The organism is Streptococcus sp. HF-100 (assembly GCF_015594635.1).
Lineage (GTDB): Bacteria > Bacillota > Bacilli > Lactobacillales > Streptococcaceae > Streptococcus > Streptococcus vaginalis.
Genome location: NZ_JADNQV010000009.1, coordinates 33,950 through 52,891 on the forward strand (window position 1 = coordinate 33,950; position 18,942 = coordinate 52,891).

The 18,942-nt window shown below is 38.1% G+C and carries 20 protein-coding genes and 1 pseudogene; 14 read left to right on the top strand and 7 right to left on the bottom strand.

The features are described from left to right. Positions 1-102: 102 nt before the first annotated feature. The 3 genes from IYQ23_RS08435 to IYQ23_RS08445 are packed head-to-tail and all read right to left on the bottom strand — an operon-like array spanning position 103 to position 3,466. Entirely contained in the window at positions 103-1,491 is a 1,389-nt protein-coding gene (locus IYQ23_RS08435) for an ABC transporter permease (RefSeq protein WP_003068202.1), read from the bottom strand. Between the two features lie 23 nt (positions 1,492-1,514). Then, a complete protein-coding gene (locus IYQ23_RS08440) occupies positions 1,515-2,162 on the bottom strand; it encodes an ABC transporter ATP-binding protein (RefSeq protein WP_003071962.1) in 648 nt (215 codons plus the stop codon). 11 nt (positions 2,163-2,173) lie between these two features. Continuing rightward, positions 2,174-3,466, bottom strand: coding sequence for an ABC transporter permease (locus IYQ23_RS08445; RefSeq protein WP_049477045.1), 1,293 nt, complete (start codon positions 3,464-3,466; stop codon positions 2,174-2,176). 269 nt (positions 3,467-3,735) lie between these two features. Here IYQ23_RS08445 and IYQ23_RS08450 point away from each other — a divergent pair, with 269 nt between their 5' ends. The 11 genes and pseudogenes from IYQ23_RS08450 (at position 3,736) to IYQ23_RS08500 (ending at position 13,044) form a co-directional block, all read left to right on the top strand. Then, positions 3,736-4,590, top strand: coding sequence for a bifunctional methylenetetrahydrofolate dehydrogenase/methenyltetrahydrofolate cyclohydrolase (locus tag IYQ23_RS08450; protein ID WP_195674643.1), 855 nt, complete (start codon positions 3,736-3,738; stop codon positions 4,588-4,590). 283 nt (positions 4,591-4,873) lie between these two features. Beyond that, positions 4,874-5,755, top strand: coding sequence for an NAD(P)H-hydrate dehydratase (locus tag IYQ23_RS08455; RefSeq protein ID WP_117644250.1), 882 nt, complete (start codon positions 4,874-4,876; stop codon positions 5,753-5,755). 276 nt (positions 5,756-6,031) lie between these two features. Next, entirely contained in the window at positions 6,032-6,643 is a 612-nt protein-coding gene (locus tag IYQ23_RS08460) for a TraX family protein (RefSeq protein WP_195674644.1), read from the top strand. A gap of 39 nt (positions 6,644-6,682) precedes the next feature. After that, positions 6,683-6,838, top strand: a pseudogene (locus tag IYQ23_RS08465) (TraX family protein); the annotation flags it as partial. 127 nt (positions 6,839-6,965) lie between these two features. Further along, positions 6,966-8,306 (top strand): exodeoxyribonuclease VII large subunit, encoded by a 1,341-nt coding sequence (gene xseA, locus IYQ23_RS08470; RefSeq protein WP_195674646.1) that lies wholly within the window; start codon positions 6,966-6,968, stop codon positions 8,304-8,306. Then, complete coding sequence (locus tag IYQ23_RS08475) at positions 8,284-8,496, top strand: exodeoxyribonuclease VII small subunit (RefSeq protein ID WP_003030175.1); 213 nt, start codon at positions 8,284-8,286, stop codon at positions 8,494-8,496. The genes xseA and IYQ23_RS08475 overlap by 23 nt, the downstream gene beginning before the upstream one ends. Continuing rightward, positions 8,493-9,395 carry a polyprenyl synthetase family protein gene (locus tag IYQ23_RS08480; RefSeq protein WP_195674647.1) on the top strand — a complete coding sequence of 301 codons (903 nt, stop codon included), beginning with the start codon at positions 8,493-8,495 and terminating at the stop codon, positions 9,393-9,395. The genes IYQ23_RS08475 and IYQ23_RS08480 overlap by 4 nt, the downstream gene beginning before the upstream one ends. Then, positions 9,361-10,176, top strand: a complete 816-nt coding sequence (locus tag IYQ23_RS08485) for a TlyA family RNA methyltransferase (protein WP_003036049.1) — start codon at positions 9,361-9,363, stop codon at positions 10,174-10,176. Before IYQ23_RS08480 ends, IYQ23_RS08485 begins: the two co-directional genes overlap by 35 nt. Continuing rightward, the gene (locus tag IYQ23_RS08490; protein ID WP_003031395.1) at positions 10,169-10,600 is read left to right on the top strand and encodes an arginine repressor; all 432 of its coding nucleotides are present in this window, start codon (positions 10,169-10,171) and stop codon (positions 10,598-10,600) included. The genes IYQ23_RS08485 and IYQ23_RS08490 overlap by 8 nt, the downstream gene beginning before the upstream one ends. 7 nt (positions 10,601-10,607) lie before the next feature. After that, the gene (recN, locus tag IYQ23_RS08495) at positions 10,608-12,266 is read left to right on the top strand and encodes a DNA repair protein RecN (RefSeq protein WP_195674648.1); all 1,659 of its coding nucleotides are present in this window, start codon (positions 10,608-10,610) and stop codon (positions 12,264-12,266) included. Between the two features lie 46 nt (positions 12,267-12,312). Further along, the gene (locus IYQ23_RS08500) at positions 12,313-13,044 is read left to right on the top strand and encodes a metallophosphoesterase (protein WP_003031430.1); all 732 of its coding nucleotides are present in this window, start codon (positions 12,313-12,315) and stop codon (positions 13,042-13,044) included. A 62-nt stretch (positions 13,045-13,106) separates the two neighbouring features. On the opposite strand, the gene IYQ23_RS08505 is transcribed toward IYQ23_RS08500, so the two are convergent. The 4 genes from IYQ23_RS08505 to IYQ23_RS08520 are packed head-to-tail and all read right to left on the bottom strand — an operon-like array spanning position 13,107 to position 16,767. Beyond that, positions 13,107-14,081, bottom strand: coding sequence for a siderophore ABC transporter substrate-binding protein (locus IYQ23_RS08505; protein ID WP_003023719.1), 975 nt, complete (start codon positions 14,079-14,081; stop codon positions 13,107-13,109). 23 nt (positions 14,082-14,104) lie between these two features. Next, on the bottom strand, positions 14,105-14,857 hold the full coding sequence (locus IYQ23_RS08510; protein WP_003023720.1) for an ABC transporter ATP-binding protein: 753 nt from the start codon (positions 14,855-14,857) through the stop codon (positions 14,105-14,107). 1 nt (position 14,858) lies between these two features. Further along, positions 14,859-15,821, bottom strand: coding sequence for an iron chelate uptake ABC transporter family permease subunit (locus IYQ23_RS08515; RefSeq protein ID WP_195674649.1), 963 nt, complete (start codon positions 15,819-15,821; stop codon positions 14,859-14,861). After that, positions 15,814-16,767 (bottom strand): ABC transporter permease, encoded by a 954-nt coding sequence (locus tag IYQ23_RS08520; RefSeq protein ID WP_195674650.1) that lies wholly within the window; start codon positions 16,765-16,767, stop codon positions 15,814-15,816. Before IYQ23_RS08520 ends, IYQ23_RS08515 begins: the two co-directional genes overlap by 8 nt. Positions 16,768-16,996: 229 nt before the next feature. Here IYQ23_RS08520 and IYQ23_RS08525 point away from each other — a divergent pair, with 229 nt between their 5' ends. From IYQ23_RS08525 to IYQ23_RS08535, 3 genes are all read left to right on the top strand, one after another. Beyond that, complete coding sequence (locus IYQ23_RS08525) at positions 16,997-17,830, top strand: DegV family protein (RefSeq protein ID WP_003023725.1); 834 nt, start codon at positions 16,997-16,999, stop codon at positions 17,828-17,830. A gap of 128 nt (positions 17,831-17,958) precedes the next feature. Then, positions 17,959-18,234 (top strand): HU family DNA-binding protein, encoded by a 276-nt coding sequence (locus tag IYQ23_RS08530; RefSeq protein ID WP_003023726.1) that lies wholly within the window; start codon positions 17,959-17,961, stop codon positions 18,232-18,234. Between the two features lie 176 nt (positions 18,235-18,410). Then, the gene (locus tag IYQ23_RS08535; protein WP_003041524.1) at positions 18,411-18,872 is read left to right on the top strand and encodes a Fur family transcriptional regulator; all 462 of its coding nucleotides are present in this window, start codon (positions 18,411-18,413) and stop codon (positions 18,870-18,872) included. Positions 18,873-18,942: the final 70 nt, after the last annotated feature.

The following is an 18,942-nucleotide window of genomic DNA, read 5'->3' on the forward strand; positions in this document are numbered from 1 at the left end:
AACCTCACGTCATTTCATCCGAGAGTCAGTCTAGCTGTCTATAAAATAAATCGGTCCGTCAACTTAGCTGACGGACCGATTTTGTCTGAACTCATTGATATCTTATTTGCTGTTATCTCCCATTAGTAAGTCTTTTGGTTGCTTACTAAGGAGCGTGATTGAAGCAATGAGGACGGAAACGATGATAATCGCAAGTCCAAAGATGACCACCTTGGTCATATCATCAGGAGATACATGTACATTGAGGCTAGTGAGGGTCTTGTTAAAGCCATCCACTTCAGCCCCGCCTCCAAGATTGGCGCTCTTACCTTCTCGAGCTAGTTTTTCAGCAATACCACTGGTAACTTGTTTTAAAATGCTATTTCCCATCACCTTGCTGACAGCACTACCTGCAAAGTAAGCACCAATGAAGCTAAATATACTTACAAAGAGAACTTCTGTGATAAATTGGAAGAAAATCTTTGTTTTGCTAATTCCCATTGAAAGCATGATTCCCATTTCTTTTCTACGACCATTGATCCATAAGAACAAGACTAGCGTAAGAACAATCGCTCCAAAGATTAGAGTTCCGATTAAGAGGTTTCCAGTAACGCCGTAAATACCGTTAATAGAAGATTGAAGTGCTGGGAAGTTGCTTGTGCTCTTAACAAGGGTGTAGGCTTCCCAATCAATAGATGATATTTCTTTTACTTTCGCCATCACTTTATCAATATCTTGGCTACCATTTACAAAGAAAGTAGCATCTTGATAAATAGCGTTTTTATCTGTTGAACCTTGTAAAGTTTTAGTCGTTTCTAAGTCTGTGATAAAGGTATTTTCATACAATTCTTGAGGACTAGAAACGCCTCCTTTATTTTTCCCGTCAAAAATTCCGATAACTGTCACTTTAGTCGTTTTATTAGCTTTGCGAACGTTATCATAGTCATAAGTATTCGATTTTATATTAATCGTATCGCCGACTTTAAGTTTGTTCTTTTCTGCAAAATCTTTATGAATTAAAGCAACATTTTTGTCATTTTTGTTGATATGTCTACCTTCAACTAGTTTGAAGGTTTCTGCGGTAAATTTATCATCTTTAGATGAATCGTTGATACCTGTTGCCATAATGGCACGGCCGAATTTTTGTTTTCTATCTTCGCTTTCAAAGTCGGTTTCTCCAGATTCAACCAATTGGTGATCAATTAAGTCAGCGACAACATTCATTCGTTTGATGTAGCCAGAGATACCTTTAACTTTTTCCACAGCTTCGATATCTTCGCCTTTAAGATTTCCTGCTCCGCGAGGGGTACCTTGGTTCACTTCGCGGTTAATCTGCATTGAGAAACTGCTAGTGATATTTTTGAAAGTCTCTTTTGAAGCAGCGTCTGTTGCATTTTTAACAGCAATACTGCCAAGTGTTAAAGTAGAGATGGCTAACAGGATTAAAAAGATAATCAGTGTTTTTATTTTTTTGCGCCATACATAGGCAAGGGCGTTCTTTATCGTTAACATATCATTTCTTCTCCTTGGAGGTCTTATTTATAATTCTTAGTGACTTCGACTAAGTTCTTATTGCTTAACTCTAAGACGACGTCTGCTTTATTAGCTAACTCTTTGCTGTGTGTCACCACAATCACACATTTATTTTTTTGTTTAGCTGATTTAATTAGGACTTCAATGATGTCCATGGCAGTACCTTCATCTAAGTTCCCAGTTGGTTCATCTGCTAAGATAATTGGTGCTGTAGATGCAAGAGCGCGTGCAATAGCAACCCGTTGCTGCTGGCCACCTGATAATCGTAATACGTTACGATGGATTTCTTTTTCGTTGAGTCCAAGTTGTAGTAAGCTATCTTTACTTGCTTGAGAATTTACGAGTCGAACATTCTCCATCGGAGTTAAGTAATCGATTAAATTATAATTTTGGAAAACCAGGGAGATTTGTTTCCGTCTGTGATGGTTATAGCCTTTTTGAGCGATGTCTTGATCTTCAAAGAGGATTTTTCCTTTTGTAGGAGTATCAAGTCCTGCAAGAAGGGAAAGCAAGGTTGATTTTCCTGCACCAGATTTCCCTATAATAGCATAAAATTTTCCTTCTTCAAATGAAGCTGTGATCTGATTCAATACATTTTCTTGTAGGCTATTGTATTGGTAACTAACTGAATCCATTTTTAAAATTGTCATGTTTTGTCTCCTTAACTTATATCGGTTAAAATATCTTTTGGTTTTTTATGTAGGATAATAGAAGATGAACCTACTACTGCAAGTAAAATAATGATGAGCAGTATTCCATAAGTCATCAGAATAGTAGAGGTATGTAAGTGCGGAACGATATTTTCAAAAATAGCGGATGAGCTATCTTGTTGTTGACCGCCTTTTATAAACCCTTTGAATACCATAGTGGAAATATAAGAGCCACTAATAGAAGCTAGTGCCATACTAAATACTGATATGATAACCAGTTCTAGTATGAATTGAGAGATAATCATCGCTTTTGAAATACCAAGAGATAATAGTACTCCGATTTCATAAATCCTTTCTCTCAACCAGAACATGAGAATCAAGGAAAGAACGATGATACTTCCAATAATGATACTGAAAGTTAAAACATTAATAATCTGTTTGAAACTGGTAACAGAAGAAGAAACTGCTTCAAAAGCTTTAGAGTTTTTAACAAGATCAGTTTGCTTCCAATCAATTTTTGACTTTTTGACTGTATTGATGACTTTATCAATTTGATTTGGATTTGATACGAAATAAACGGCTGCAGATAATTTATAATCAGCTGGTTTGTAGCCTTGTAAGTGTTGGCTCGATTCATAGTCCATATAGACAGTATTTTCTGTCGCATCTGAGCTTAAACCTGTTTGTTTCTCTTCTTTTTTTCCAGAGAAGATACCAGCAATTTCAAACTCTACTTCATGGAGTTGTTTAGCATCCTCATCCTTTAAGGAAGCTCCCTTTAGTTTTAGTTTATCTCCAACCTTTAAATGGTTCTTTTTAGCTAATTTTTCATGGATGAGAATCTTGGATTTATCGCCTTTACGAATTGGCTTTCCTTGTTCAAGTTTGAAAACACCACTTGCAAAGGTTGTTTCTAGAGTAGAATCACTTGTTCCTAATGCAGCAACCAGATTGTTGAGGACAGGGTTTTGATTGTCTCTTGTGACACCTTGTTTTTTCTTAACAACAGTTTTATCTGTCAAACTTGCTAAAGCATCGTATTTGAAGTTGAATTTTGAAATTTCTTTATTCTCAAGTAATTTTTCTGCTGTTTTTAGTGAAAGTGGTCGTTCAAGTGTTTTGCTAGTTATTGTAAAGCCAGTATTTGATGCGTCATAGATTTTCTTTTCGATATTATTAGTCGTTCCCATAATAGAAAAGCTACTAGTTAAGGCAGTTGAAATGAGAGTAAGTATCAGAAATACAAGAAGAGTTTTAACTCTTTTTCTACTGATGTAATTCAAAGCCTGCTTGGCTATTTGCATAATTTTCTTCCCTTCTATATATTTTTAAACTAAATCGGTACCGTGTTCTATGTTAAAGCAGTTACCTTAAAATAGTTTTAAGGTTTAAGGTAATTTTAAGTTTTTTGGCTGATTTTTTTCTGTTTTTTCTGTAATTTTTTATAAAATATTAAAAACTGAAAGAAGAAAGGAATTCTACGATCTTTTGATTGATAATGTTTTATAAGAAAAAGCAGTCATTTTTTTGTTATATGTTATAATAGAATGAAGAAATTAGAAATGAGATAGATATGACAAAGATAATTGATGGCAAGGCTTTGGCAGAAAAATTGCAAATACAGTTAGCAGAAAAGGTTAGAAAATTAAAAGACGAAACAGGATCGATTCCAGGACTTGTAGTGATTTTAGTGGGGAATAACCCAGCCAGTCAGATTTATGTGCGAAATAAAGAACGGTCAGCTTTGGCTGCAGGACTGCGAAGCGAAGTGGTGCGTCTGCCAGAAACAACTAGTCAAGAAGAATTGCTTGCTTTGATAGACCAATACAATCAAGATTCAGCTTGGCACGGGATTTTAGTTCAGTTGCCACTGCCAAAGCATATTGATGAAGAGGCAGTGTTGTTAGCAATTGACCCTGATAAAGATGTGGACGGCTTTCACCCAATGAATATGGGACGCCTTTGGAGTGGTCATCCTGTCATGATTCCCTCCACACCTGCTGGAATTATGGAAATGTTTCATGAGTACGGTGTAGAATTAGAAGGTAAACGTGCTGTTGTCATTGGACGGAGTAACATTGTCGGAAAGCCCATGGCACAGCTTTTACTTGCTAAAAATGCAACAGTAACTCTGACGCATTCACGGACACATCACTTGTCAGAAATTACAAAAAAAGCTGATATTTTAGTTGTAGCTATTGGTCGCGGACATTTTGTGACTAAAGATTTTGTCAAAGAAGGCGCAGTCGTGATTGATGTTGGTATGAATCGTGATAAAAATGGTAAATTGATTGGCGATGTGAAATTTGATGAAGTATCTGAAATCGCAAGTCTCATTACTCCTGTACCAAGAGGGGTTGGTCCGATGACCATTACCATGCTCATGGAGCAAACCTATCGAGCGTGTAAACGGAGTTTGAAAAAATAAGAATGTCACGGGAGTGGGACAGACAGCTATGAATTACTACGAACTCCCCCACAGAAAGAGTGTAATCGTGAAAACTACGTATAAAAATGGTATTTCGTAAGAAATCAAATTTGTTGCCCTACCCTGCAAGGTTGAGTAGATTTGTAAAAGCTGATATCATCAGCGTAATAAAAGCCACTCAAAGCAAACGAGTCTGAGACAAAAATGTCCTAGACAGGCCTTTTTACCTTTATATAAAATAGAGGTAGACAAGGGGAATCGCAGTATGCAAAAGGAGAAAATAATGGAAGTGGTCAATTGTACATTATTGGAAAAGGTCGTTCAGCCACGTGCACTCCATAGTCACAAGGGAGATTACGGTCGCTTGTTGTTAATTGGCGGGACATATCCTTTTGGTGGAGCGATTATCATGGCAGCCTTAGCTGCAGTTCATAGCGGAGCTGGTCTAGTGACGGTGGCGACGGATAGGGAAAATATCGCAGCTCTCCACGCTCATTTACCAGAAGCAATGGCTTTTGATGTACAAGATAAAAAGCTATTGACCGAGCAAGTCCAAAAAGCAGATGTAGTATTGATTGGATCAGGTTTAGCTGAAAGTAAACTTGAAAAAGCCGTTTTGCAGCTGGTAGTGGAACTTGTCAGTGAACATCAAATCTTCATCATGGACGGTGGAGCTATTTCACTTTACAGCAAAGAAACTCTGCCATTTCCAAAAGCACAGACGATTTTTACCCCACATCAAAAAGAGTGGGAGCGGTTGAGCGGACTAAAGATAGCTGAGCAAATGGTTGAAAAAAGCCAAGAAGCTGTTAATTCCTTCCCTGCTGGAACTATCGTTGTTCAAAAGAAGCACGGAACGACTATTTTTCAAAGTGGAAATGGAAACCATTTTCAACTGACTATTGGTGGTCCTTATCAAGCAACGGGTGGCATGGGAGATACTCTGGCAGGCATGATTGCGGGTTTTGCAGGGCAGTTCAAGACTAGTTCTTTACTGGAACGTGTAGCAGCAGCAGTCTATCTGCATTCAGCCATTGCGGAGGAGTTAAGCAAAGAAAACTATGTAGTCTTGCCAACAGAAATCAGTAAAGAAATCCCTAAGTGGATGAAGAAGTTAACTAAAAATGAAATATATTATAATGAAAAAGCCTGCAAAAATATTTAAAAACTTAGAAAGTTTAGATTTTCTTAGCTATTTATAAAAGTAATATTTAGCTCATGAGGTTTAGCTACAAGTTGAAATGGAGAATAAACTTTTTCAATATCCACTATCTTATGAAAATTCATTGCATCTAATGAGGTTGAGATTTTTATCTTGACCTTATTTTTTTGTCTTACAAAAATGTCACTTTTCTTTCTGAAAATGTAAGTTTATGTAATGGAAAAAATGGGAAATTTTCGATAAGATAATGCTTGTTGAAAAAAATGAAATGAAGAATTTATGATGTTACAATCTTTAAAGAAAGTATCAAATGCAACGAACTTGAAATTTTTAGCCATTTTTCTTATGTTTTTAGATCATATTCACGAAATGTTTGGTGCTTTTGGCGCCCCGATGTGGCTAACAATGCTCGGGCGCATCGTTTTTCCTCTTTTTATGTTTCTGGTAGCTGATAGTTTTTATTATACGCATAATCGAAAAGCTTATTTGAAACGGTTGCTCTTTATGACATGGTTTATGATTATTGGGGACATGATTGTCAGTTACTTTTTCACTAATGGTCAAGTTGGGCTGGCGAATAATGCTTTTGGCGCCTTTTTCTTAGTGGGCATATCTAGCTGTGCTTGGGATTTGATGGTTGAGGGTATGAAAGAAAAGAAACTTTATTCATTCTGGAAAGGATTGGGCCTTTTTCATTTACCGATTCTTCTGGCTCTGCCAGCTTTGTTTCTATTGGGTTATCTAGCCAGTGAAAATATATCACCTCTGATGGTTCGAATTATTGCTTTTTTTATCATGGCCATTCCGAACATTCTCGTGGTTGAAGGAAGGGATGTCATGGTTTACCTTGGTCTTCTCTTTTATCTCTTCCGCAGACACCGCATAGCATAAATGGCGGTATTAACACTAGTCTCTTTATTCGTGTATCCAACAGATCCAACGTCTGTACAATGGATGATGGTTTTTGCGGTTATTCCAATATATTTTTATAATGATGAAAAGGGTCGTGGTATGAAGTTGTTTTTCTACATTTTCTATCCTGCACATATCTATTTTTTGTATATTTTAGCAAGTTTGTTGGGCTAGGTTCTGCTTAAGATATGGGAAACTAGTCTTTCCTTTTTCGTTGAGGGCTGGAAATGATTTTTTATAGATTGTTTGGTATAATAAAAATTATGAATAAAGAAGCATTACAGGAAATGAAAGGAGAGGAATGACTGAGTATTTATCCGTGTCAATCTTGACCAAATACTTAAAATTAAAGTTCGATAAAGATCCTTATTTAGAACGAGTTTATCTGACGGGGCAAGTTTCTAATTTTCGTAGGCGGCCTAATCACCAATATTTCTCTCTCAAAGATGAAAAAGCAGTCATTCAGGCAACAATTTGGGGTGGTGTTTATAAGAAGTTGGGTTTTGACTTGGAAGAGGGCATGAAGATTAATGTCATCGGTCGTGTTCAACTCTATGAACCGAGTGGATCTTATTCCATTATCATTGAAAAAGCGGAGCCAGACGGTATCGGAGCTTTGGCGATTCAGTTTGAGCAGCTCAAGAAAAAGCTAAGCGAGGAAGGGCTTTTTGAGGAGCGCTTTAAGCAAGCTTTACCGCAATTTCCAAAGAAAATTGGAGTAGTGACCAGTCCTAGTGGAGCAGTGATTCGCGATATTATCACAACTGTTAGTCGTCGTTTTCCGGGAGTTGAGATAATTCTTTATCCGACGAAGGTGCAAGGCGAAGGAGCGTTTGCTGAAGTAGCAGAAAATATTCGTCGTGCTAATGAGCGAAATGATTTAGATGTCCTTATTATCGGTCGAGGAGGTGGCTCGATTGAAGACCTTTGGGCATTTAACGAAGAAGTGGTTGTCCGTGCAATTTTTGAATCGCACATTCCGATCATTTCGAGTGTAGGGCATGAAACGGATACGACCTTGGCAGATTTTGTTGCAGATAGACGCGCTGCAACGCCGACGGCGGCTGCTGAATTAGCAACACCTGTAACGAAGCTGGATCTCCTAGCACACTTGCAGCAGCAACAAAATCGGTTAGCAGCTGCCATGTCTAATCGTCTTACTTACAATCGTGAGCGATTAGCTAAGCTGAGTCAGTCTGTCATTTTTCGCCAACCAGAACGACTATATGATAGCTACCTGCAAAAATTAGATCAACTTAATTTACGGATCAAGCAAAAAATTCGCGAATATTATAACGAGGAAGTGCAGCGAGCAAGGCTTTTACAACATCGTTTGGAGGCTCTGGCTCCCTTAAGGCAGGTTCAGATTTATCAAGAGCGTGTAGCTCAGTTGGAACGGCTTCTGCGTAGCAATATGGCAGTTGTTTATGACCATAAAGTGGCTGAAGTCAAGCGTCTGTCTGACGCTTTGCTCATGCTGGATACTAGCCGAATTGTGGCTCGGGGTTATGCTATTGTCAAAAAAGATGAACAGGTGTTAGAATCTATTGAGAAAGTCAATAAGAAAGATCAATTAACCATTTTGATGCGAGATGGTCAGATAGAAGTTGAGGTAAAAGATGTCGAAAGAAAAGAAATTTGAAGAAAATTTAGCAGACTTAGAAGTTATCGTACAGAAGTTAGAAAACGGAGATGTGGCTTTGGAAGAAGCGATTTCTGAGTTTCAAAAGGGGATGCAGCTTTCAAAAGAATTGCAAAAAACACTAGATCAGGCAGAAAAAACGCTGGTAAAGGTTATGCAGGCTGATGGCACAGAAACGGAAATGGAATGAAACAAGACGAAAAATTAGCTAGAATTGGACAGACTATCGAGGGATTTTATGCTCAAAAAGTGGTGTCTGCTGATTTGATAGAAGCAATCCTCTATTCTGTTAATGCAGGCGGTAAGCGAATTCGTCCTCTTTTACTTTTAGAATTATTAGAAGGTCTAGGACTGGAACTGACAGAAGCACATTTCCAAGTGGCAGCAGCGCTTGAAATGATTCATACAGGCAGCTTGATTCATGATGATTTGCCGGCTATGGACGATGATGATTATCGTCGTGGTCGCTTGACCAGCCACAAGAAATTTGGCGAAGCAATGGCTATTTTAGCAGGAGATTCTCTCTTTTTGGATTCTTATGCCTTGATAGCAGAAGCGGCACTGCCTAGTCAAATCAAGGCAAACTTAATCGCAGAATTGTCGTTAGCGGCTGGAACTTTTGGTATGGTCGGGGGTCAAGTCCTTGATATGCAGGGCGAAGGAAAGGACATCAGTTTAGCAGAGCTGCAGACCATTCATGCCAATAAGACTGGCAAACTCCTGACCTATCCTTTTATTGCTGCGGGTTTGATTGCGGAAGTGGCACAGCCACAGCAGGAAAAATTGAAAGTAATAGGTCAGCTGCTAGGACTAGCTTTTCAGGTGCGAGATGATATTTTAGATATCACAGCAAACTTTGAAGACTTGGGCAAGACACCGCAGAAAGATGTGGCAGCAGAAAAGGCCACCTATCCAGCTATTTTGGGCTTGAATGGAGCAAAGCGATTCTTTGAAGAACAGCTAGAGGAAACAGAATATTTATTGGCAGAAGTAGAAGCAGAGCTTGCTTTTTCAGGCGCGGCTATCAGAAAGATAATAGAAAGTTTAAAACTCAATGACGAAAGAAAGAGTAGATGTTCTAGCTTATAAGCAAGGGCTTTTTGAAACAAGAGAACAGGCCAAGCGCGGTGTGATGGCGGGCTTAGTTGTTGCTGTTGCGAATGGTGAGCGTTTTGATAAACCTGGCGAAAAAATTGATGAAGGCATTGAGTTAAAACTCAAAGGTGAAAAGCTCAAATATGTTAGCCGTGGTGGTTTAAAATTAGAAAAGGCTTTGCAGATTTTTGAAATTTCAGTTGAAAATCAGGTCACGTTGGACATTGGGGCATCAACGGGCGGTTTTACGGACGTCATGCTACAAAACGGGGCACGACAGGTCTATGCGGTAGATGTCGGCACCAATCAATTGGCTTGGAAATTGCGCCAAGATGAACGCGTCATCAGCATGGAGCAATTCAATTTTCGCTATGCAGAGGCGGCTGATTTTGAGGAGACACCTCGCTTTGCCTCCATTGATGTCAGCTTTATCTCGCTGCGACTCATTTTGCCAGCTCTGTATAAGATTTTGGCTGAAAATGGGAACGCTGTGGCACTCATCAAACCTCAGTTTGAAGCAGGTAGAGAGCAGATTGGTAAAAATGGGATTGTGAAAGATAAAAAAGTGCATCAAGCAGTTTTAGAAAAAGTAACGGACTTTATGGTTGAAGCAGGATTTTCTGTCCAAGATCTGGATTTCTCCCCTATTCAAGGTGGGCATGGGAATGTGGAATTTTTAGCCTATTTGGAAAAAAATCCTCATCCTGAAAACCTAGTAAAAGCAATGATTACAACGGTTGTAGAGACAGCACATAAGGAATTTAAAGATGAATAAAAAGGAAAGATTAGAAAAAATTAGACATTTTGTGTCGGACTATGAAGTTGGGACACAAGAAGCAATTGTAGAATATCTGAAGAAATCAGGAATTACAGCAACACAGGCAACTGTTTCGCGTGATATTAAAGAATTGGGCATTGTCAAAATTCCGCTGAAAAATAACACTTATATTTATGAACTACCGAAATCAGCTAGTACGAGTTTGAAGTTAGCAGACAATAATATCTTAAAGTTTGAGCTATTGGGAAATATGATCAATCTCAATCTTGTCCCTGGAAGCACAGCTTTTGTGAAGCGACAAATTGTAGAAGATTTTTCTAAGGACATTTTTAGTATTTTAGCCGATGATGACACGATTCTCCTTATTTTCCGTAGTGAAGAAATGGCTCATCAGGTATTGGAACAAATCAGAAATTGGTAGATAGCCTATGTTACTTGAAATTTCCATTAAAAATTTTGCAATTATTGAAGAGATTTCCCTCAATTTTGAGCAAGGCATGACCGTTTTGACGGGTGAAACAGGGGCTGGAAAGTCTATTATTATTGATGCTATGAACATGATGCTAGGAAGCCGCGCGACAACAGATGTGATTCGTCACGGTGCATCAAAAGCAGAGATTGAAGGGCTTTTTGCAATTGAGCAGAGTAAGGCTTTGGTTGAAATTTTTGAGCAGCAAGGGCTTGATATGACAGAGGAGTTGATTATTCGGCGGGAAATTTTTCAAAATGGACGTAGTGTCAGTCGTATTAATGGTCAAATGGTTAATTTGTCTGTCTTGCGAGCTGTTGGACAGCATTTGGTGGATATTCACGGTCAACACGACCAAGAAGAACTCATGCGACCGCAGTTGCATATTGCCATGTTGGACGAGTTTGGAGCTGACGCATTTTTCAAGCTCAAAGCTGATTATCAACAAACCTTTGATCAGTATCGTCAGTTGCGCAAGCAGGTTTTGACGATTCAAAAGAATCAAGAAGAAAACAAAGCGCGGATTGACATGCTGGAATATCAAATTGCAGAGATTGAAGCAGCTAATTTAAAAGCAGGTGAAGATTTAGCTTTAAATCAAGAACGTGATAAGTTGCTCAATCATAAGCAGATTGCGGACACTTTGACCAATGCTTATGCCATGCTGGATGATGAAGAATTTTCTAGTTTAGCGAATGTTCGTTCTGCCATGAATGACATGGAAGCTATTGAAGACTATGACGCCACTTACAAAGAAATTGCGACCAACCTTTCTGAATCTTACTATGTGTTGGAAGATGTGACAAAGCGTTTGGAGGATATTCTAGAAGACTTGGATTTTGATGGTGGCCGTCTCTTAGAAGTAGAAAGTCGCCTAGATTTAATCTATAGTATTACTCGCAAATACGGCGGTCAAGTAGATGATGTCCTAGCTTATTTTGAGCAGATTTCTAAAGAATATGCTCTACTTACTGGGAAAAATCTTTCATCAGATGATTTGAACAAAGAGCTGAAAAAGCTAGAAAAAGACTTGGTTTCTCTAGCAAGCAGTCTTAGTCAGGCTCGGCACGAATTAGCCCAGCAGTTAGAAGCAGAGATTCAGCAAGAACTGCAAGACCTCTATATGGGAAAGGCGAATTTTCGAGTTCAATTTACCAAGGGAAAATTTAGCCGCGATGGGAATGAACACGTTGAATTTTATATTTCGACTAATCCCGGTGAAGATTACAAACCGCTCGTTAAGGTTGCTTCAGGTGGTGAATTGTCTCGTTTAATGTTGGCAATCAAGTCTGCTTTTTCTCGCAAGGAAGGCAAGACCAGCATTGTCTTTGATGAAGTAGATACAGGTGTATCGGGACGTGTTGCACAAGCTATTGCTCAAAAGATTCATAAAATTGGCTCCAATGGACAAGTTCTTGCCATCTCGCACCTACCACAAGTGATTGCCATTGCAGATTATCAATTTTTCATTGAGAAAATATCTGATGAACATTCGACCGTTTCGATTGTTCGCTTGTTATCAGATGAGGAGCGTGTCGAAGAAATTGCCAAAATGTTGGCGGGTGAAAATGTGACCCAAGCAGCCCTCACGCAGGCTAGAGAGCTCTTGAAAAAATGAAATACTCTTTGGCTTGTGCTAAATGAGTTGTTATCAGGAGGTAATCATGACAAATTATTTTGTAATTGGTGACGTACATGGAAAAGCAAAAATGCTAAAAGAATTACTCAAAAAATGGGATGGAGAAAGCCAACTCATCTTTTTGGGAGATTTGATTGACCGCGGCGAGGACAGCCGAGCGGTTTTAGAGTGTGTGAAAAGTTTTGTCGACAAGCAAGGAGCGATTTGTATTTCTGGGAATCACGAATACATGTTTCTAACCTGGTTGGATAATCCCAAGAGAGGCTATGATCACTATCATCGCAATGGCGGTGACACAACAATCAATTCCATTTTGGGGCGACCTTTAGATACTCCTGTTGATGGAGTTGAAGACGCGAAGCGCGTGTCGGAAGAGGCGCCAGACCTCGTGTCTTTTATTCGTCAGATGCCTTTCTTTGTTGAAACAGATAACTATATTTTTGTACACGCTGGAGTTGACTTAACTTTAAAAGATTGGCATGAAACAAGCGATTATCAAAAGGTTTGGATACGTGAGCCCTTTCATCAAGGTCTTAATCAAACAGGAAAGATAATTGTATTTGGGCATACTCCGACTTTTTATCTTTTTTCTGAGATGCCTGGGACAAGTCACCTTTGGCAAACGCAGGATCAAAAAATTGGCATGGATGGCGGTGCTGTCTATGGCGGTGTTCTCCACGGAGTTTTATTTGGAAATGAGGGAATTTTAGAACATCATTTCATCACAAATGATGGTTTCGCGGTAGAGGATAATTAGAAGTTGAGGATGATAAAAGAGCTGGAGAAAATTCATTTAAGGTTTTCTCCAGCTCTTTTATATTATTTCCCAGCTACATTTTTTACATCTTCAATCATCAATTTTGTGGATTCGAGTCCGCCTCCGCTTAGGTACCAGAGGTCGGATGTCAAGTTTACAATAGTTTTGTTTTTAGCAGCATTTGTTTCTTGGATCAGTGAGTTATTCAGTAAGTCTTTATTGGCCGAATTGTCCCCACCGATAGCAAGAGTGCGGTTCAGAACAAAGATAATATCTGGATTGATTTGTTTGATACTTTCAAAGCTGACTTCTTGTCCATGTCTTGATTCTTTGATTTTAGCATCTGTTGGTTTGAATTTCAAAGTACTGTAAAGGAAAGCAAAACGTGATTTAGCTCCGAAAGCAGATATTGCACCTTCATTTAACATCATCGCAAGAGCATTTTTATTTGACTTTTCATTGGCAGCAACAACGGTTTGAATTTCCTTGTCTAATGTAGCTAATTCACTTTTAGCTTTTTTGGTTCCGTCTTCTCCAAAGATACTTGCTAAAGAAAGGATGTTTTTCTTGGTAGAACCCCAGTAGTCTTTGTTGTCTGTTTGGAATAATACAGTAGGGGCAATTTCCTTGAGTTTCTTGACATATTGAGCTGTACGACCAGAAGCAATAATCAAGTCTGGTTTTAAAGCTGCGATAGCTTCCATATTCGGTTCTTTCATGCTACCTACATTTTTAATGCTACTTGGTAAATTTTTTAAGTAAGCAGGCAGAGTTTTCTTTGGCATACCGACAATGCTGCTTTCTTTTCCTAAAGCACGAATGGTATCAGCTGCACCTAAATCCAGTGTTACAATTTTTTTAGGGTTGGTAGGGACTTTCACATCTCCATTTGCTGTTTTGATAGTGACTTCACTAGAAGCAGATGAAGAGTTTGTCGTTTTTGAATTGGACTGTTTATTGTCGCTGCAAGCAGCGAGTAGCACAACTGCAACAGCTGCGAAGAGAGATAGAAGTAGTGTTTTTGTATTCTTTTTCATTAAAATTCCTCCAAAATTAATATTTATAGGTAAATACAAACTTTTTTACCATTGATTTCCCCAAGGGTAATGTCCATTTCATACAATGGATCTAAAATTTCTTTTCTCATGACCTGATTGGTTGTACCTTGATAAAAGACTTTTCCGTCTTTAAAGGCGACAATTTCATCAACATACTGACTGGCAATATTGATGTCATGAATGACAATGATAATCGTTTTTCCTAAGTCATCAACGAGAGAACGCAAGATTTTCATCATAGAAATACTTTGCTTAATATCTAGATTGTTTAGTGGCTCGTCCAAAAGGATAAAATCAGTGTCTTGAGTGAGCACCATAGCGATAAAAACGCGCTGCAATTGACCTCCGGAGAGTGTATCAATAAAACGGTTTCTTAAATCAAGAATGTCCAGATATTCAAGTGCTTGCTCTACTTTTTTGAAATCTTCTTTTGTCAAACGATCCTGACTATAAGGAAAGCGACCGAAGGAAACCAATTCTTCAACCGTTAATTTAGATTGATAATTGATTTTCTGTTTTAAAATGGTTAATTCTTTGGCGAGCTCTTTTGAGTTCCAAGCTTCAATTTCTTTTCCCTTGATACTGAGAAAACCGTGATCTTTCTTGAGCAAACGGCTCATAATGGAAAGCAGCGTTGATTTTCCAGCACCATTTGGTCCAATAAAGGCGGTGAATTTGCTCGGTGAAATATTCAGTTGAATATCTTCTAAAATTGCTTGATTTCCAAATGATTTGCCAACGTTTTTTAATTGCATTCTAGCGTTTTGCCTCCTTAGCTAAAAGATAAAAGAAGAATAACCCTCCGACAAGCTCAATGACCATGCTGACATTGATTTGGAGCTGAAAGACACGCTCTACCAGCATTTGCCCAGTAGTTAGAGAAAGAAAACCGAGTAAAATTGCTACTGAGAATAACCATTTGTGTTGGTATTCTTTGATTAACAGATAGGCTAAATTGGACATCATAAAGCCGAAGAACATCATAGGTCCAACGAGAGCAGTTGTCGTTGAAGTCAGCAAAACAATTGCCCATAGTATCTTTTTTTGCTCTTTTTCAACTTCTACACCTAAAATAGTTGTTGTCTTTTTATCCAAATGAAAGACATTCAAAATAGCGTTCTTCTTTAACAAATACAAACCTGCTAGTCCAATGATAATTGCAGCGACAGATAGAATATCCATATTTATTCGTTGAAAGGAAGGAAATAGTTTTGTTTGCAGTTTATCATATTCATTAGGATCCATTAGTACCTGCAAGAATGTACTGGCGCTTCTAAAGAGCGTCCCTAGTGCCATGCAAATCAATAAAATAAATACAAATCCTTGCTGAAGTAACTTTTTTAATGCAGGTTGCAGGCAGAAAAAGAAGCCACACTGTATGAGTAAGACTAAGATAAACTCAAGCAAAGGATGACCAGTATTGCCGATGAATTTGCTAGCAAAGAAAAGATAAATCGTCTGCATAAAGACATAGAGAGATTCCATTCCAAGAATGCTTGGTGTTAAAAAACGATTCTCTGTGATTGTTTGAAAGCTGATTGTAGCAAGACCTCCAGCTATGGCGACTAAGAGATAGGCTAGTAACTTTTGCGAGCGCAATTTCATAATAAAACCTGGTAAAGGATAGTCCATTGGCATGAGATATAACAAGCCACTCAAGCTAGCTACCAAAAGCAATAAAAGTAAGCGATTTCTTGTTTGACTCTTCATTTTATTCATGAGCAGCACCTCGCCATAAAAGATATACGAAAGCCAAACTACCTAAAATTCCTAAAATCAAGCTGACGGAAACTTCGTAAGGGCGAATGACTAGACGAGCTACAATATCACAGACCAAGATGAGACAGGCACCAGTTAATGCGGTCAGTCCCTTAATGCGCGTGATATGGTCACCATAAAATTTCCGAATGATGTTTGGAACAATGATTCCGATAAATGGAAGAGAGCCGACTGTAATCATCGTCACACTTGTCGTCAATGCAATGAGAAACAACGTCATTCCCTCCATTTGGTAAAAGGAAATGCCTAGATTATGACTGGCGTCTTCCCCTAGATTCATAATGGTAAACGTGGCTGATAGCTTCCATACTGCAATCAAGATAATCAAACCTAAAAATAACCATTCATATTGATGTTTCTGAATCATGGAAAAAGAGCCTTGTGTCCATGAAGTCATGCTTTGGACAAGATCAAAACGATAAGCAATGATTTCTCCGGCTGCACTAATTACCCCACTATAAATAATTCCGACAAGCGGTAACAACCATTTTTCTTTAAATGAGAATTTTCTGATAAATCTAATAAAAATAATCGTAAAAAAAATAGCAGATACAAAAGCAAATAGCATTTTTTGCGCTAATGTGGCTGACGGAAAGAAAAATAAACTAAGCAACATACCAAATTTCGCAGCCTCGACCGTTCCAACTGTACTAGGAGCAGCAAAATGATTTTGTGTAATAGTCTGCATAAGAAGTCCGGCAATACTCATACTAGACCCTGCTAGGAGAATGCTAATTGTCCTTGGCAAGCGTGACTCCCAAAATAGCAGCCCGGTCTGCTTATCTCCATGTAGCAGCTGCCACCACGAAAAGTGACTAGAATCAACTGTAATTGAAATCATAACCAGAGCGAGACAAAGAATTCCTAAAAATTTTGTCTGTTTCATTTATCAACCCTTTCTTCAAAGCAACAGCTTCAATAAGATACATCACTAGGCTAACAAAAAAATAAAAGAGTGTCAATTATTTTCTGAAAATTTAATAATTCTGTTTATTTAGAAAAATAGAAAGCTCTACACACCTTTTACACATTTTATCCAGAAAAATTATTCCACAAAAAGTTATTTTTTTGATATAATAAATTAAATAGATAAAATTTATAAAAGTAGGAAAACCATGACAAAAATCAAAATTGTAACGGATTCATCTATTACGATTGAACCGCAAGTTGTAGAGGATTTAGAGATTACAATCGTCCCTTTGTCTGTAATGGTAGACGGTGTTGTTTATTCAGACGCTGACTTAAAAGAAGGAGAGTTTCTTCGTTTGATGCAGTCAAGCAAAAATCTACCGAAAACCAGTCAACCACCAGTTGGTGTTTTTGCAGAAATCTTTGAAACACTCGGAGAAACTGCCGATAAAATCATTTCTATCCATATGTCGCATGCTTTGTCTGGAACGGTCGAAGCTGCACGACAAGGGGCAACCTTGGCAAATGTAGATGTAACAGTGATTGATAGCTCTTTTACGGATCAAGCTTTGAAGTTTCAAGTGGTTGAAGCTGCAAAACTAGCAAAAGAAGGTGCAGACTTTGATGCTATTTTAGCAAGAATCGAAGAAGTACGTGAAAAAACAGAATTGTATATCGGTGTGTCAACGCTTGAAAATCTTGTAAAAGGTGGTCGTATTGGTCGTGTGACTGGGCTTCTCAGTTCGTTGCTTAATATTCGAGTAGTTATGCAAATGAAAAACCATGAATTACAACCGATTGTTAAGGGGCGTGGTGTAAAAACCTTCAAAAAATGGGTTAATGATTTAGTTGAAAGCTTAAAAGATAAAAAAGTAGCAGAGATTGGAATTTCGTATGCAGGAACTGCCGAATTGGCGAACGAAATGAAACAGATTTTGCAACCGTGTGTGGAAAAAACGATTTCTGTTTTGGAGACTGGTTCTATTATTCAAACACATACAGGTGAAAATGCGTGGGCAATCCTCGTTCGCTATGAATAAGTTTGATATCTTTGGAAAAATTGAAAAAAGTTCGTTTTGTGCTTGACCTAATAACATTTTTTAGATATGATAATACTTGTTAGAGTTAGTGACTACTAACTCATAAAATTTTTTGGAGGATTTGTTAAATGGCTAACAAACAAGATTTGATTGCAAAAGTAGCAGAAGCTACAGAATTGACTAAGAAAGATTCAGCAGCAGCAGTTGATGCGGTATTTGCAGCAGTAACTGAATACCTTGCAGCTGGTGAAAAAGTTCAATTGATTGGTTTTGGTAACTTTGAAGTTCGTGAACGTGCAGCTCGTAAAGGCCGCAACCCACAAACTGGTGCAGAAATCACAATTGCAGCTTCTAAAGTACCAGCATTTAAAGCAGGTAAAGCTCTTAAAGACGCTGTTAAATAATGCAATTTTAAAAAACCTATTGTTTCAACGTTTCGGCGTTGAGCAATAGGTTTTTTCTTGTAAAAGGGCAGACAAGGAGACTAACTTTATCATTTGCGTTTATTTGCAATCATTCTAAATACGCATTTTCCTATTTTCGTGATATAATAAAGGAAAAAATCATGAGCAGGTAGGAAATGAACTCACATCCTTATTTAGAAACCACAGTTCAAGGTGATTATGAAAACGTTATTCAACGCTTAAAAACAAAAGGAGTGCGTATTACAGAGACTAGAAAGGCAGTCATTGCCTATATGATTCGGACGCATGAACATCCAAGTGCGGAAGCAATTTATCATGATTTACTTCCAGACTTTCCTAATATGAGTTTGGCAACAGTTTATAACAATCTCAAAGTTTTGGTGGAAGAGGGCTTTGTAGAAGAAATTAAAATTAGCCATGATAAGACAACCTATTTTGATTTTATGGGGCATGAACATCTGAATGTTGTCTGTGAGAAATGTGGTCGAATTGCAGACTTTGAAGATGTGGATATTCCTGATTTGAAGCGCGAAGCTGAAGAACAAACAGGTTATAAAATTACAAAGACACAAGTTTTGATGTACGGAATTTGCCCTGAGTGCTCGAAAAATAGTTAAGGAATTGATGTACATTGCTTGAATAAAGTAAATTATCAAAAATCAAATATTCTCCTATTGATACTGGATT